The following is a 14,818-nucleotide window of genomic DNA, read 5'->3' on the forward strand; positions in this document are numbered from 1 at the left end:
ACAGCGCCAATTGCGCCCGGCACAGCCCCTTCAGTGCCGCTTTACCCTCTGGAAGATGCAACTGCACTGCAGAGCCCACCATAAGTCATCATTGGAACTGCAGACTGCCAGGGGCCCGTTATAGAACCCCTGCAGATTTCATAAACCGCTGATGCCAGGTCTTGCTGCTATCTCAAAAGTTCGTAGTGGCTTGCGGCTCGCCCTGACGTCGGCCACTGAGCACCGCGAAACGCCATGCTTTGAAGCTGCAGTCCACCTCGGAAAATCCCGTATCGTGCATCCATTGCAACTGGTTCTCGATAGGGGAGCAACGATCGTGGGACATCCGCTCGAGCGCTTTGGTGATTTCCTCTTCTGGTACGTCCAGCCTCCTGACCTGTTGCAGCCAGATACGGGCGTAACGGGCCTCTACCTCGCAATCATGGCCGAGGACCTGCTCGGCGTTGACGAACAGGCCACCCTCCGACAAGGCGTTCCGAATTTCACCGAAGAGATGCTTTTTCGCGGCGTCTTCCAGATGATGGATCGCCAGCGCTGAGATGATGAGATCCCACGGACCGCCGAGTTCGGTATCTGACATGTCGGCCACGGCATAGGTAATGGCCGGATTGCCATCGAAGCGTTGCCGGGCCTGCTCGAGCATCTTTTCGGAGGCATCGACGAGGTGGATCTGGGCATCGGGGTGGCGGGCCAGCAGCATTGCCGTGAAAAGGCCAGTGCCAGCGCCAAGATCGAGCACACGCAGTTTCGCGGCGTCCCGCTAGTCGTCGATCAAGTCGAGCGCTGTCCCGTAAAACGTATCGAAACAGGGAATAAGGCCGCGCCGAAGGGCGTCGTAGCCGGATGCATCCCGATTGAAGACGGGTAAGGACGAAACATTTATCGGTGCCATGGTGTGTCTGAACCTTTTGGGATTGTAATCTACTTCGCCGTGGCGGCGGGGATCAGGCTCGGGTTCAATGAATATGTCGCTGTCGCCTTGCCGCTTGCAAGGATGTGGCCAGCCATGGCTTTTTCCACGTCTTCGCCAGTGAACGGCCCCGCAAGGCCCAGTGTCACAACGTCGAGCGCGACCACTTCAAGGATGTAGCGGTGAACGCGCTGATCGTTTATGGGCGGGCAGGGGCCGTCGTAACCACCATAGGTGCCTGCCATGCCATCAGTTTTGGCCAGAAAACTCGTATAGACATTGGCGCCGCGCAGTCCGTGTGGTGTCAATCCGACCGGCTTGCCGCCCAGCACGAGACCATCGCTTTCCGTACCTTCGCCGATGGATATGATGCCGGCGGGAATATCGGCCAAAACCCAGTGGAAAACGTTGATCCGCGGCGCGTCGTCTGGAATCGTGGTGCCAGGTTTATTGATGAGGCTAAAATCGAGTGGTACGTCCGGATCGGTCATCAGTAACACATAAGATCTGGTGCCCTCTGGGCCTGCCGACCATGAGACCCCCGGGCTCACGTCCTTCGCCCCTTTTCCGGGCGGGCAGAAGGCGGCGGAATCTGAAAACCGGCCATAACCGTCAAGCCCTTCGATCTTTACGGACAGCGTGGAGTCCGCGGCCATGGGCGCTGTCGCCGAAAATGCGGCGGCCACAGTGGCGGCGCATATGCTTCTTTTATTCCTGTTCATCTCGTCTCGCCTGGTTGATTTCAGTCGAGCATAGGGAACGATGCCAGTGCGGGTGGGCCCGATCTGATCAGCAATGAGCCTGAAGCGGTCAGGCTAATGGTTTTTTACGTGCCCTGCGAACGGTCGAAGGAGCCTGTCCGAAGGCATCCTGGAAGTGCCGCGAGAAGTGTGAACGCGATGCGTAGCCGGTAGCGGCTATTGCGTCGGCGACATCGGCATCCCGATCCGAGAGTATGAGGTAAGCGGCATGCATTCTTTCGGTGAGCAGCAGCGCGCGTAGTGAGTGGTTTTCGTCGCGTAGTCGCCGCCGCAGGGTGGCCTCTGACATCGACAGGGACGCGGCGACCGCGGCGGTTGACCACGCGTGATCGAGCCGGTGGCGGATCAGGAGGCGCACGGCCTCTGTGATTGAGCGGTCGACATATTTGGGCATCAATGGCAGCGCACCTTGTTCGGCCAGGATAAGCAGAACCTCGAGAACACGGTGATCTACGACGCGCCGGGAAAGGTCGAGCGCACCCGCCAGCGCCTCGCCACTATGGATGATTGCCGAGCAGAGCGTCGGACTGATCGTGATGGGCGAGCCGAGGGGTATGTCGCGCTTGGTGAGTTGCGGCCAAAGGCGTGCCGCCTCAATGACCAGGGTGCGAGAGAAGCGGACGAAGAGGGCGCGATAGACGCCAGTATCGGCATCTGGTTCATTGACAACATCAACCTCCGCACCGGCCGGCAGCACGAAGGCGTCGCCGGCGTGGTAGATATTGCGTTCCGCGCCCCACAGCACTTCTTTGCGGCCTTCGATGACAATGACGAGGCCGGCGGCGGGCATGCTGAGCTCGGAAATGGTTTCCCGGTGACGGGCGACGAAGGCCGAGATGAACGGTGGATCTTCGTTTTCGAGCATCAAGCGCGTGTCGCGCTCGGCCAGCGGGCGAAGGGCATCAACGAGACGCCGCCGTAGTGTTTTGTCGCTGTCACGCATTGAACAAGCTATCTCGAAATTGGATCAGGCGTCATTGCTATGTTGAAATCAAGTCGCTGTCGATACACCGCCGAAGGGCGCTGAAAACGGAAAGGTACTGTCTGCCATTGGCGATCTTTTGGAGGGCTACAACGTCTGAGATGGTCGGATATTGCAAGCCGGCAAAGCGCCGTTATCTTGGTCGTAGAGGTTCTCATCGCGCGCCTGGACGCAGAGTGCTGGACGCCTGAACGGTTGGAATTACGTTCAGAAGCAGTCAAAGTGTTCACCGCGTTTGACGGCAGCTATTTCACTCTCGCCGCCATAAATCAGACAGGCCGGTCCCGCCCCAAGGCGAAAATAACTTCCGTTTTGGACCGTCGGGTTGCCCATTCGTTCCGGCAGAGGCGCATCCCAAAGCGGTCACTTATGTTTCGAAATGATGGAGTTGCTGGCCGAGATGTGTTGGATTCGTGGCGTTGGCTCGTGCCGGGCGTCGGCTTAGGGAACGAGGTCACAATTGATGCCGTCGCAGAAATGCTAAAATATGCCGAGACCCTCTGATCTTTCCTCAATTGGAGTTCGAGCCCTGATGTCGATTTCCGATACGATCTATCGACCCTTTGAAACGCTGATCCAACCCCTCGACATCCCCTATCAGCCGTTGCCCGCGAAAGGCCCGGTGGCTGTTCTCCTGCACTTCATCCGGATGTTCCGCGGCATCTTGCTCGTGCTCGCCCTTTCCACAATGGCAATCGAGGCCATGAATCTGGCGATTATTTGGGGACTATCGGTCATCGTTGATGGCGTGACGCAACAGGGCGCAAGCGCCTTCCTGCACAATGAATGGTTGCTTCTCACCTTGCTTGGCCTGATGCTCTTTCCCGCAATCCCGATTGGCTCCTTTTTCGTCAACACGCTGAACTCGCATACGCTTGGCATTGGTATGCCTGCCGCCATTCAGTGGCAGGGCCACAAGGCGGTGGAGCGGCAGGATCTGGCCTTTTTCCATGATCTCTATGCCGGTCAGGTCGCCTCACGTCTGCAGCAGGTGGCCTCGGCCGTGCAGCAGCAGATCATATCGGCCTTCCAGTCCATCCCCCGCTTCGTGATGCAAATGGCTGGGTCGGTCATTCTCTTGAGCGCTCTCTCCTGGCAGCTCGCCTTGCCGACCATCGTCTGGATCACGCTTAACGTTCTGCTCGCTGTCAGACTGGCACCTGTTTTTACCGAGCGCTCGCGCCGTTCTGCCAAGCGGCGCAGCCTGATTTCTGGCGCGATCACCGATCTCTACGGCAATATGCAGATGGTGAAGCAGTTTGCCGCCGAAGACAGCGAGGCGGGCGCTATCCGCGGCATTATTGCCAAGGCCATCAGTGCCCAACAAAGTGAACAGCGGATCTACCGCACCTCGGAGGTCATTGTCGTTGTCCTCAACATGATGCACTGGCTGGCGATACTCTCGATCGGCTTTACCGGGCTTGTCGATGGTTTCGTCACGGTCGGCGAATTCACGGCTGCCGTTTACGTTCTCAGCCGGCTGTCTGCTCACACCTTCACGTTCCTACAGATGGGCCAACAGATCTTCCAGGCAGTCGGTACGATCAAGGATGCCATGCCCGTCATGACGACACCGCCCACCATCACCGATCGTCCAGACGCAGCGGAACTTACCATTCGCCATGGCGAAATCCGTTTCGAGAACGTCCGTTTCGCCTACAAGACTGGCAAGCCGGTTATCGATGATCTCTCGCTGACGATCCGTCCGGGTGAAAAGGTTGGACTCGTCGGGCTATCGGGGGCTGGCAAGACCACACTCGCCAATCTCCTGCTGCGCTTCTACGACATCCAGGACGGCGCTATCCTGATCGACGACAAGGATATTCGCTCGGTCACCCAATCAAGTCTGCGCCGCGTGATTGGCGTTATAGCCCAGGATGTGTCGCTGCTGCATCGTTCGGTCGGCGATAATATCCGCTATGGGCGACCGGAGGCGAGTGCGCGGGAGGTGGAAGATGTCGCCAGAATGGCTGCTGCCGACACCTTCATAACAGAACTCTCCGATAGCGATGGCCGCAAGGGCTACGACGCCTACGTCGGTGACCGCGGCATCAAACTGTCCGGCGGCCAACGCCAGCGTGTCGCGATCGCCCGCGTTCTACTGAAAAACGCTCCGATCCTGATCCTCGATGAAGCAACTTCGGCCCTCGACAGTGAATCCGAAGCCGCGATTCAGGAGAAACTTGATCTTGTGATGCAAGGCAAGACGGTTATCGCCATTGCCCACCGCCTATCGACCATCTCCAGCATGGACCGCATCGTCGTGCTCGAAAACGGCCGCATAATAGAGGAAGGCCCGCCGGGGGAGTTAATTGAAACCAATGGTCTTTTCGCGCGGCTGTGGCAGCGGCAGACTGGTGGATTTATTCCTGACGACATCAACTGAACCCGCGTTTGCGATAAAACCCCAATTATTCGAGACGCATTTCGGAATTGTTTGCTGAACAGATGGTCTGCTTCACGGTGAATAGTGTTGCTTCTCCAAAGGGCAGCAGACTCGGCTCCCTGTTTAACCTGAGCGTCGCGCGTTCTTCCTCCGGTCAATCGTGGCCAAAGGACAACTCAAATCGATATCGCAAATTGATCCTGCTGGATTGGGGTGGCCAGCACGCACCTGGCACAACTATGGAACCCGTCCAGCGCTCGGCGATCAAACCTCATCGCCCACAGGAGGCGAAAATCGGATAGAAAAAGGGGTCAATGTTCCGTGCTGATTTACGGGCTCTGCGTCGTCATAAGGTTCTGCGATTGATAAAGGTCAATGGCGGATGGCTGATATTTCTATTTACTAATGGATACGCTGCACCGAGATGAAAATGTAGAAACGGAAAAAGTACTTCGGACGCGGGATTTCCCGCGTGGCGGAGCGACGTTTGTACATCTCCAGATGCAAGCTCCATTTCTGAGTACGGGAGGTAAGCGATGCTGGTCCGAGAAATGACGCACAACGAGTGTCTCGCCGTCATCGCAGTCCAGAGGCTGGCGCGAATGGCGTGCGCGAGGGATAATATCCCTTATGTTGTTCCAATATATTACGCATATTCGGGAAACAGCCTTTACGCGTTTACAATGCCGGGAAAGAAACTTGAATTCCTTCGGTCAAACCCGCGTGCCTGTTTGCAGATCGACACTCCGGAAGGTGCGCATCAATGGGCGAGCGTCATAATCGACTCCTCTTTTCGGGAGTTGCCAGACGAAGACCCCCCCGTTCGGGAACGCTTACATGCTTGGGAGCTGCTTGCGGAACACTTTGACTGGTGGGAACCCGGCGCCCTGAAACCTCGATCTGAACCTCGTCGAGGGACCTCTCCACACGTCTTTTTTGCACTGGATATCGTGACTTTGAGTGGTAGAGAGGCGAGAGAGGGCCAGCCGGAGCGTGTTTTGTCGCAATAGGCGACGCTGGACTCTTGTGCACTGACCTGTCCGCAGCAGTTTTGTCGGCGTGTACATGGGGCGTTTGTTGCTTTGGGCGCCGACGGGTCGAGATTTCTGCCGCACTTTCTACGCAATCGGCCAGATTCGGGTGATCCCGAAGGCCGCGATTTGGGGAGAAGCGTACCATGACGATCTACGATGAACGCGAGAGAGCTGCAGAGAGGCAATATGTCCTGATGGCTGAGAAACCGTTCAGAATTCGCGCCAGGCGTGACAAAATGCTGGCGAGTTGGGTGGCCACGCTGCTCGGTCGCGATATTGCGCGTTGTCTTGAGGACATTATTGAAGCTGATTTTGCACGGGGCGACGAGGGTGTCTTGAAAAAACTGGAAAGCGATCTGGCGATCCTCGGGCTTTCGGATACACGTAATTTGATACGGCACAAAATGCAAAAATGCTTTGCCGATGCGGTAAGGGACGTTGAAGGCTCAGTGAACCAATAGACGAACTAGACCATTCCATCGTGAGACAAACATCAACGTGCCGGGTCGATTTGGGTAGTTAAAGCAGAATGCGTAAAGCGACCGCTGATACTTAGCGGCCTTTGCCGAAACGAGGGTCAGTGCGAAGCTGACGGCTGATGATGAGCCTGCCAAGCTTAAGTTCATCACGATCAACTGGAACACAGATATTTCTCACGATGCGGCGGAAGTCCACGTCGAGAAGGGCTGGATAATCTCAGGCATGAGATCAAATGGAAAGGTAAAAAAGAAGCGGCTGTCGATCGAGTGCAAGCCTTGCGTGGTGTATCCGATCGGCAGGTAATGCTGTAGTGATACGTCGATGCCTGAACAGGGTTTAGGCTGCAGGAAGTCCAGCTTTGGCGGCGTCAGGCGTTTATTTTGTCGCGAATGATTGCGTGACTTTTTAACCCGTGTGCGCTTCGGCGCTTCTTTTCCATGTCGCACCGTTTCCAAAATGTACGGGGTGACTTGCACTAGGCCACACCTGCACCGCAGGACTGCGCGCACGGCAGAATTTTCGCGTGCTGGCTAGCGGTGTCGCTCACAGGTTACCCTTTCCCACCGGAATTTCATCGAATGGCCCATTGACGAGGATCAAGGCTATCTTACCGCAACTGCTTCATCCTGAAGTGAAAGTTCAGGAGGAACAAAATGAGCTTCGCTACGCTATTGCAGATCACGACAGGTGAGCCTGCCTCGCCCCAGTCAAACATGGATTTCAATTTGGCCGATGCGATGGAAAGCCATCTTTCCGTGCTGTTGATCGGCATTGCTTCACCACCACCCGTCGGTGCCCATATGGAGAGCGTGTCAGCAGCGTGGTTAGACGAGCGGCAGGCCGACCAAGACAGGCTGGCACGGCAAGTATTTGCTCTCGAAAATTATCTGAAAGGCAAGATTTCTTCGTTTGATATTGAGGAAGCCTATACCGAAATATTCAATCTGGACAATGTTGTCGGGTATCGAGCGCAATTCGCCGACGCTGTTGCGATCGGCCCGGATATTCTAAACGATCCTGGCGTGCGTGATGCCATCCTTGACGGAGCTCTTTTTCACGCCGGTGTACCGATTTTGGTCGATCCCTTGCGCAGCCTTTCTTGGGACAAGAACTCCGTTCTGATTGCCTGGTCTGATGCGCCGGAAACAGCTGCGGCCGTTAGGGCGAGCGTTCCCTTTTTGAAAAGGGCGCGGTCTGTCGAGATCATTGTCGTCGATCCTGACGACGATCGGGAGCTGGCGCCAGGATTGCGATCGTATCTATCTCATCAGCAGATTAATGCTTCGATTGAAAGCATAAAGAGCGAAGGCCGGACGATAGCCGATACGATCGAAACCTATGCGGAGCGCTTGCAGTCAAGTCTCATCGTCATGGGCGCATACGGCCACTCCCGGCTGCGCGAACGTATTTTCGGCGGCGTCACGCGCACTATGATCGAAAAGACCAGGCGACCGCTCCTTCTGGCGAAATAATAACTTGAAAGAGGAGGCTGGGTGCCTTTGCGTGAAGATAACCGCCTCGCGCGACTTTTGATCAAGAGGAGAAGAATGATGAATGCTTTCGTTTTTCAAGGGCCGGGCCGGGCTTCCATGTAAAACTTCGCCGACTATCCCGGCTTGATCGCTTGGCCGGTGAGCACGTTGCTTCGGGCTTTATAGGATTTCCTGTAGAGCCCTGCTAGACTTTTGCGCGCATCCATTATCAACCTTTAGTGTAAATGGAGAGCGAGGCATGAAAAACGGGCTATAAAGCGTGAAATTCACTGTCTCAGTTGGCGAAGGCGGTGGAGTAGTCGTCCTGAGAGACGGGAAACTACTTGGAGGGGAACAAGGCTCCTATTACGTCGGCAATTACCATACTGAAGACAGCAAGCTTGTCGCGGATGTCAAAGTCAAGACGCGCACCATGGTTCCCGGGATGACCTATGTCTTGGGAGCGAATGGCAGAGTATATCTTGAGGGGTTATTTTCGATTGCCATTTTCAATGGCTTTCGGATTGATCGGTTTTTCGAAGATTAGAGATTGAGAAAAAGGGGAGCGTATCACCATTCTTCGGTTAGTTGTGATGCAAAGAGCGCTCATCGGAAGCCTGCGCTGATGCGATGGTGCATTACGGTTTCAGGATTCCTCATTCTGAATTTATCGGTCGTGCCCCACTAATAGAGTTAGAGCGGGATGGCGAATACCGCTTACACTTTTCACCGCCCCGATCAAATCGAAGATCAAGCTGCCTTGATCTCGATCTTCCTCTGGTTCTTCTTTGCTTCAGCGCTTTTTGGAAGCCTCGCCTTGAGGAGGCCGTTTTCGAACGTGGCCGCTACCTTGTCGGCATCGACGTTAAGCGGCAAGGAGAAGCTGCGCTGGAAGGAGCCGTAACGGCGTTCGGAAACATGATATTCTTTTTGTTTGTCTTCTTTTTCCTCCCGCTTTTCACCCCGGATAGTCAGAAGACCGTTTGAAAGCTCGACCTCTATGTTTTTCGCATCAAGGCCGGGGCATTCAGCAATAACCTCGTAGGTATCATCTTTCTCGACCAGATCGACCGCCAGTGAGGTGCTCCATCCATTCAGGCCGGAAGAGGTGCCGCCGAAAGAGGAGTGATCAGGTGCATGCCACGATGAGGGAGCGAAGCCGTCAAAAAGCCGATCGATCTCGGAGCGAAGGGTATCAATCGGGGGCCAGAAATTTCCCATCGATTTGACCGGCGTTTCATTGGAGCTCACCGGAAGTTTGGTTTGGGCCAAAGTCATGATATTTCTCCTGTAATTGAAGAAAGATGACGCTTGAAACGGCAACTTGACGTCATTTCAACCGCGTACCGCACTTCATTGAGTGTCCCGATTAAACACCGCGCAATCAGGCCCGCATTGACAGGATCAATGCCACTCTTCACCGAGTTCAAGCCGTTGATCGCGTCGGCAGGGCACCTTGCAATGATCGGTACGGGATTTGGAGTTTCTCCATTGCGATTGACGAAGATCATCGCGGGTCTGCAATCCTTTATGCACACTCTACTCATCGAATTGATCATCAATAGGAAGGAGCCATGTCCATGTCCGTGAAAACCATACTTGCTGTCATCGGTGCACATGATGCCGCGGCAGATATCAGTCAGGCGATCGACCTTGCTCGCGAACTAGACAGCCATCTCTCCATTCTCGTCCTCGGCGCGGCGCTCTCGCCCGTTACCGCCGACTATCCCGTTACGACGGTCTGGCTAGAGGAGCGGCAAAACGAAATTGATGAACTGATGAAAATCAGGAAGGAGGCGGAGAACCTTTGCAACATAAATGGCGTCACCTACGACGTAGATCAACTTTATGAAGACCGTTTTATCATTGAAAACAATCTCTGCATGCGGGCCATGTGTGCCGATATCGTCGTCGCCGGTAATGGTATACGTAAAGATATCGACCTTCGTAAAACGGTAATGGCTGCAACGATATTCGATGCTCGCAGCCCGCTGATGTTTATGGCAACTCAAGGCAGAACAAGCCTGAAGCCCAAAAGAGTGCTGCTGGCCTGGAATTCCCGGGCCGAGGCAGCACGCGCGGCCAAGGAGGCTTTGCCTATGCTGGTGCGTGCGGATGCGGTTCATATCGTTCTGGTTGACCCGGACGGGTCCTATCTCTTCAATGGCGGAGAACCGGGTGCAGATATCGCTACCTTTCTTTCTCGCCACAACGTTAAGACCATCGTCGAACAACTGGCGAGTGCTGAAAGAAGTACCGAAGCCGTTATCCAGCAGCGCGCACGGGAGATCGGTAGCGACATTATCGTCATGGGGGCCTATGGCCATTCGCGACTGCGGGAGCGGATTTTCGGGGGCGTCACGGCATCGATATTGGACGAATGCCAGTTGCCGGTCTTTTTCGCCCGATAGCGCTATCGGATCTGCCGGAGAGAATTACGCTTGCGTGTAATACTATACCGCGACTATGGGCGCCTTTGCTCGGATTAACCATCTTCTTATTCGAAGGGCGCGCAACGCATTAAGGACGACCGCGACGTCAATCACTTCCTGGACAATTGCGCCCTCGACTGGTTTGAGATACCCGAACGATGCAACGGTCATGGCGGCTACGGATAGCCCGATTCCGGCCACGACGCTCTGCATCGCTATCCGCCGGCAGTCTCTTGCGATTCGTACGCCGTCGCCGATGCGTTCCAGCCGTTCGGCAAGCAGAACCGCATCCGCTGCTTCAACTGCTGCTGCCGATCCATGCAGGCCCATGGCCAGTCCGATATCCGCCGCAGCAAGTGCCGGCGCGTCGTTCACCCCGTCGCCAACCATCATGGTAGGCGCTTGACGGACTTCCTTTTGCACCAGTTCGATCTTTTGCAGTGGCGTAAGTTCGGCCCTGATTTCATCGAGGGGTAATCCCTCGGCAATGCGGCGCGCCACATCGGCGCGATCGCCGGTCGCTAGAATGATGCGGTTAAGCCCGAGCCGTTTCAGTTCGGCCAGGGCTTCTCCAGCACCCTCGCGAAGCGCGTCGCTAAAAAGCAGTGTGCCGGCAAATTTTCCATCAACAGCAATCGCGGCGGTCATCACTTCTGCCTGCCCGAGAGTTGGCACGTCGGCTACCTTCGAAGCTATATAGTTCAGACCACCTCTGGCAACTTGCGTGCATCCTATCGTTCCTGAAATCCCTTCGCCCGGTTTTTCCGAGACGTGCGTGGGCGGCGTCAAAGCAAGGCCGCGGTCAAGGGCGGCCGCAACCACGGCGCGCGCGGCCACATGGTTGGAGCCCTGGTCGAGAGAGGCAATCAGCCGGAGCAGATGATTTTCATCCGCCAATGCATTGATGACTGCAAGATGGGGCTGACCGTCGGTAAGAGTTCCGGTCTTGTCGAGAACGAGTGTTCTTACTTGCCCGAGCTTTTCAAGAATATCGGCCCCTTTTACGATGAGCCCAGCACTCGCTGCACGCGACATACCTGCAGTCCACGCCATAGGAACGGCCAGGATGAGAGGGCAGGGGGTTGCGACGACGAGCACGGCGACCGCACGGACCGGATCACCACTCAGCAGCCATGCAAGTCCCGCTATCGAAAGCGTCGTCAGGAGAAAGGCAAGGGCGTAGCGGTCGGCCAGACGCGACATATGTGCCTTGCTGTTGTGAGCAGCCTCGACCAGCCGGATGATTCCAGCGTAGGTGCTCTCGCTTGCCGGTTTGGTGACAATCATTTCGAAGAGGTTGCCAGCATTGGCAGACCCGCTCATGACAGGCTGTCCGCGTTTTCTGTTGACGGGTAAGGCTTCGCCGGTGAGTGCCGCCTCGTCCAGAACGGCGTCTTCTGCAAGCGCACCGTCAGCAGGCACAATGTCGCCCCTTCGCACCACAAGCCGATCGCCGGTTTCGACCGCCTCGATGGTGATTTCTTCCAGATTTTCGCCCCGGCGCCGCGTTGCCAATCGGGGTGCCCGCTGCAGAAGCGCTGTCATGTCTCGTCGCGCGCGACCTTCGGCGATGCTTTCCAGATATTGACCGCCGGAATACATCAGGGCGACGACGGCGGCAGCCAGATGTTCGCCGAAAATCAATGCCGAGCTCATTGATAACAGCGCGATCGTATCGAGTCCGAATTCCTTTCGCCGAAGGCTGACGAAAATCTGTCCCGTAAGCGCAAGGATCACAAGAATGGTCGTAGCTATCAGCGCGGTATCGTAGACAACATTGAAACCACCAAGCATCCCGATGAGGGCAGTTGCAAGTCCCCCGAGCGAGGTGACGACTAGCGCTGGACGTAGTCGCTTCAATATATCGGCAAGGGAGTGATTGCGCATTATGGCCCTCCACGATGGATGTCACGGAATTGTCTATGATACCGACTGTCGCGCGGGCGGCGTTGTCTTGCCCGCAACCTCACCCTTGCCAGGTCCAGTTGCGGATTTCTGGCATGTCTTCGCCATATTCCCGGACGTAACGTGTATGTTCCGCAAGTTTTGCCTCGAGCATTCCCACAACGCCTGCAGCCTTATTCCTGAGGCCTGGCACACGATCGATTGCCGAAAGGGCGAGGTGGAACCGGTCGAGTTCGTTCAGAACCGTCATATCGAAGGGCGTCGTGGTTGTCCCCTCTTCGATGAAACCGCGGACATGGATATTTTGGTGGTTGGTACGCTTGTACGTGAGCCGATGGATCAGATATGGATAGCCGTGATAGGCGAAGATGACCGGCCGATCTGTGGTGAAAAGGCGGTCAAATTCCTCATCCGACAGCCCGTGCGGGTGTTGTTCCTGCGATTGAAGCGTCATCAGGTCAACGACATTGACGACGCGGATCTTCAGTTCGGGTATCGCCTGTCGTAGCAGGGTCACGGCGGCCAGCGTTTCCATCGTCGGCACGTCGCCGGCGCAGGCCATCACGACGTCGGGTGCTATGACGCCATCCTCATTGCCAGCCCAGTCCCATATGCCGATACCGGCCTCGCAATGCTTCACCGCCTCATCCATGGTCAGCCATTGTGGTTCCGGTTGCTTGCCGGCTACGATGACGTTGATGCGGTTCCATGTCCTCAGACAATGGTCGCCGACCCAGAGCAGGGTGTTGGCGTCCGGCGGCAAATAGATGCGGACGATATCGGCTTTCTTGTTGGCGACGAGGTCGATGAAGCCAGGGTCCTGATGGGAAAAGCCATTGTGGTCCTGCCGCCAGACATGCGAGGTGAGCAGATAGTTTAGAGAGGAGACCGGCTTGCGCCAAGGCAGTTCACGAGCGACCTTCAGCCACTTGGCATGCTGGTTGAACATTGAATCGACAATGTGGATAAAGGCTTCGTAACAGGAAAAGAAGCCATGCCGGCCGGTGAGGAGATAACCTTCCAGCCAGCCCTGGCACAGATGTTCGGAAAGCACCTCCATCACCCGTCCGTCGCGTGACAGGTGGACATCGTAAGGCTTGATTTCCTGCATCCAGACCCGGCTTGTGGCGTCGAAGACCGCTCCGAGGCGGTTCGATTCCGTTTCATCCGGTCCGAAGATGCGGAAGTTGGCGTCAGTACGGTTAAGCTTGAGAATATCGCGCAGATATCTGCCGAGGATTTCTGTCGTCTGGATCATAAGCGCGCCACGTTTTTCCACCGGGATCGCATAATCGCGGATATCCGGTACGCGAAGCTCCTTGCGCAAAATGCCACCATTTGCATGCGGATTGGCACCCATGCGCCGTGTGCCCACCGGAGAAAGGGCGCGCAGCTCCTCTTTCAGCCGGCCGTTCGCGTCGAAAAGATCATCGGGACGGTAACTGCGCATCCAATCTTCGAGGATCCTGCGGTGGCCTTCATTCTCGCGGCAATTGGCGACCGGCACCTGATGGGCACGCCAGAAGTCTTCGACCTTCTTGCCGTCTACTTCCTTGGGTCCTGTCCAGCCCTTGGGACTGCGCAATAAGATCATCGGCCAGCGCGGCAGGCCATCCAGTCCCCCGCCACGGGCATCAGCCTGAATGGCGCGGATGCGGTCGATGGCCTGATCGAGAGCGGCCGCCATTTGCCGGTGCATCTTTTCCGGTTCATGTCCTTCGACAAAGAATGGCTCATAGCCGTAACCCCGGAAGAGATGGTCGAGTTCCGTATCGCTCATGCGGGCGAGCAGGGTTGGACTGGCGATCTTGTAGCCGTTAAGATGCAGAATGGGCAGCACCGCCCCGTCGCGCGAGGGGTTCAGGAATTTGCTGGAATGCCAGCTTGCCGCGAGCGCTCCGGTCTCGGCCTCTCCATCACCCACAACACAGGTGACGATCAGCTCCGGATTGTCAAAGGCCGCGCCATAGGCATGCACCAGAGCATAACCGAGCTCGCCGCCCTCGTGAATGGAGCCGGGTGTTTCCGGAGCGGCATGGCTTGGTATGCCGCCTGGAAACGAGAACTGCCTGAAAAGTTTCCTCATGCCCGCAGCGTCCTCGGAAATCTGCGGGTAGATTTCGCTGTAGCTTCCTTCGAGATAGGTGCTTGCCACCATGCCAGGGCCCCCATGACCGGGACCGCAGACATAGATCATATCGAGATCGCGGTTGCGGATGACACGGTTGAGATGGGTGTAAATGAAATTTAGACCAGGCGTCGTGCCCCAGTGGCCGAGCAGGCGCGGCTTGATGTGCTCTGCCCGCAGCGGTTCGCGCAGAAGCGGATTGTCGAGCAGGTATATCTGGCCGATTGAGAGGTAATTGGCGGCGCGCCAGTAGCGATCCACAAGCGCGAGTTCCTGAGAGGTGATCTCGCAAGTTGTCATCGAAACATTTTCGGGCTGCATGGTACTG

At 56.2% G+C, this 14,818-nt stretch carries 13 protein-coding genes; 6 read left to right on the plus strand and 7 right to left on the minus strand.

The genetic code is table 11. The annotated features are described in order from the left end of the window. Window positions 1-172: 172 nt before the first annotated feature. The 3 genes from G6L97_RS25830 to G6L97_RS25840 all read right to left on the minus strand — a co-directional run bounded on the left by G6L97_RS25830 (window position 173) and on the right by G6L97_RS25840 (window position 2,614). Window positions 173-739, minus strand: a complete 567-nt coding sequence (locus G6L97_RS25830) for a class I SAM-dependent methyltransferase (protein WP_236759223.1) — start codon at window positions 737-739, stop codon at window positions 173-175. A 182-nt stretch (window positions 740-921) separates the two neighbouring features. Then, the gene (locus G6L97_RS25835) at window positions 922-1,566 is read right to left on the minus strand and encodes a YbhB/YbcL family Raf kinase inhibitor-like protein (RefSeq protein WP_236759222.1); all 645 of its coding nucleotides are present in this window, start codon (window positions 1,564-1,566) and stop codon (window positions 922-924) included. A gap of 154 nt (window positions 1,567-1,720) precedes the next feature. Beyond that, window positions 1,721-2,614, minus strand: a complete 894-nt coding sequence (locus G6L97_RS25840) for a helix-turn-helix domain-containing protein (protein WP_174004255.1) — start codon at window positions 2,612-2,614, stop codon at window positions 1,721-1,723. A gap of 571 nt (window positions 2,615-3,185) precedes the next feature. Here G6L97_RS25840 and G6L97_RS25845 point away from each other — a divergent pair. The 3 genes from G6L97_RS25845 (at window position 3,186) to G6L97_RS25855 (ending at window position 6,534) form a co-directional block, all read left to right on the plus strand. Continuing rightward, on the plus strand, window positions 3,186-5,039 hold the full coding sequence (locus tag G6L97_RS25845; RefSeq protein WP_174004253.1) for an ABC transporter ATP-binding protein: 1,854 nt from the start codon (window positions 3,186-3,188) through the stop codon (window positions 5,037-5,039). A 602-nt stretch (window positions 5,040-5,641) separates the two neighbouring features. Further along, window positions 5,642-6,049: a pyridoxamine 5'-phosphate oxidase family protein gene (locus tag G6L97_RS25850; protein WP_236759227.1), complete on the plus strand. Its 408-nt coding sequence runs from the start codon at window positions 5,642-5,644 to the stop codon at window positions 6,047-6,049. Window positions 6,050-6,216: 167 nt separating this feature from the next. Further along, window positions 6,217-6,534: an ATPase inhibitor subunit zeta gene (locus tag G6L97_RS25855; RefSeq protein WP_019565897.1), complete on the plus strand. Its 318-nt coding sequence runs from the start codon at window positions 6,217-6,219 to the stop codon at window positions 6,532-6,534. Between the two features lie 192 nt (window positions 6,535-6,726). Here G6L97_RS25855 and G6L97_RS25860 read toward each other — a convergent pair whose 3' ends face one another. Next, window positions 6,727-7,029, minus strand: a complete 303-nt coding sequence (locus G6L97_RS25860; protein ID WP_174004251.1) for a hypothetical protein — start codon at window positions 7,027-7,029, stop codon at window positions 6,727-6,729. Window positions 7,030-7,206: 177 nt separating this feature from the next. On the opposite strand from G6L97_RS25860, the gene G6L97_RS25865 reads away from it, so the two are divergent. Further along, window positions 7,207-8,025 (plus strand): universal stress protein, encoded by an 819-nt coding sequence (locus tag G6L97_RS25865; RefSeq protein ID WP_174004249.1) that lies wholly within the window; start codon window positions 7,207-7,209, stop codon window positions 8,023-8,025. A gap of 280 nt (window positions 8,026-8,305) precedes the next feature. Beyond that, on the plus strand, window positions 8,306-8,572 hold the full coding sequence (locus tag G6L97_RS25870) for a GrlR family regulatory protein (RefSeq protein WP_003516916.1): 267 nt from the start codon (window positions 8,306-8,308) through the stop codon (window positions 8,570-8,572). A 203-nt stretch (window positions 8,573-8,775) separates the two neighbouring features. Here the strand turns inward: G6L97_RS25870 and G6L97_RS25875 are convergent, their stop codons facing one another. After that, window positions 8,776-9,303: an Hsp20/alpha crystallin family protein gene (locus tag G6L97_RS25875; RefSeq protein WP_174004285.1), complete on the minus strand. Its 528-nt coding sequence runs from the start codon at window positions 9,301-9,303 to the stop codon at window positions 8,776-8,778. A 302-nt stretch (window positions 9,304-9,605) separates the two neighbouring features. Here G6L97_RS25875 and G6L97_RS25880 point away from each other — a divergent pair, with 302 nt between their 5' ends. Beyond that, complete coding sequence (locus G6L97_RS25880; RefSeq protein ID WP_236759221.1) at window positions 9,606-10,436, plus strand: universal stress protein; 831 nt, start codon at window positions 9,606-9,608, stop codon at window positions 10,434-10,436. A 42-nt stretch (window positions 10,437-10,478) separates the two neighbouring features. Here G6L97_RS25880 and G6L97_RS25885 read toward each other — a convergent pair whose 3' ends face one another. Further along, entirely contained in the window at window positions 10,479-12,251 is a 1,773-nt protein-coding gene (locus G6L97_RS25885) for a heavy metal translocating P-type ATPase (protein WP_174004283.1), read from the minus strand. 172 nt (window positions 12,252-12,423) lie between these two features. Beyond that, the gene (locus G6L97_RS25890; protein ID WP_174004247.1) at window positions 12,424-14,811 is read right to left on the minus strand and encodes a phosphoketolase family protein; all 2,388 of its coding nucleotides are present in this window, start codon (window positions 14,809-14,811) and stop codon (window positions 12,424-12,426) included. Between the last annotated feature and the right edge of the window lie 7 nt (window positions 14,812-14,818).

Origin of the sequence: Agrobacterium tumefaciens, from assembly GCF_013318015.2 — a bacterium.
GTDB lineage: Bacteria > Pseudomonadota > Alphaproteobacteria > Rhizobiales > Rhizobiaceae > Agrobacterium > Agrobacterium tumefaciens.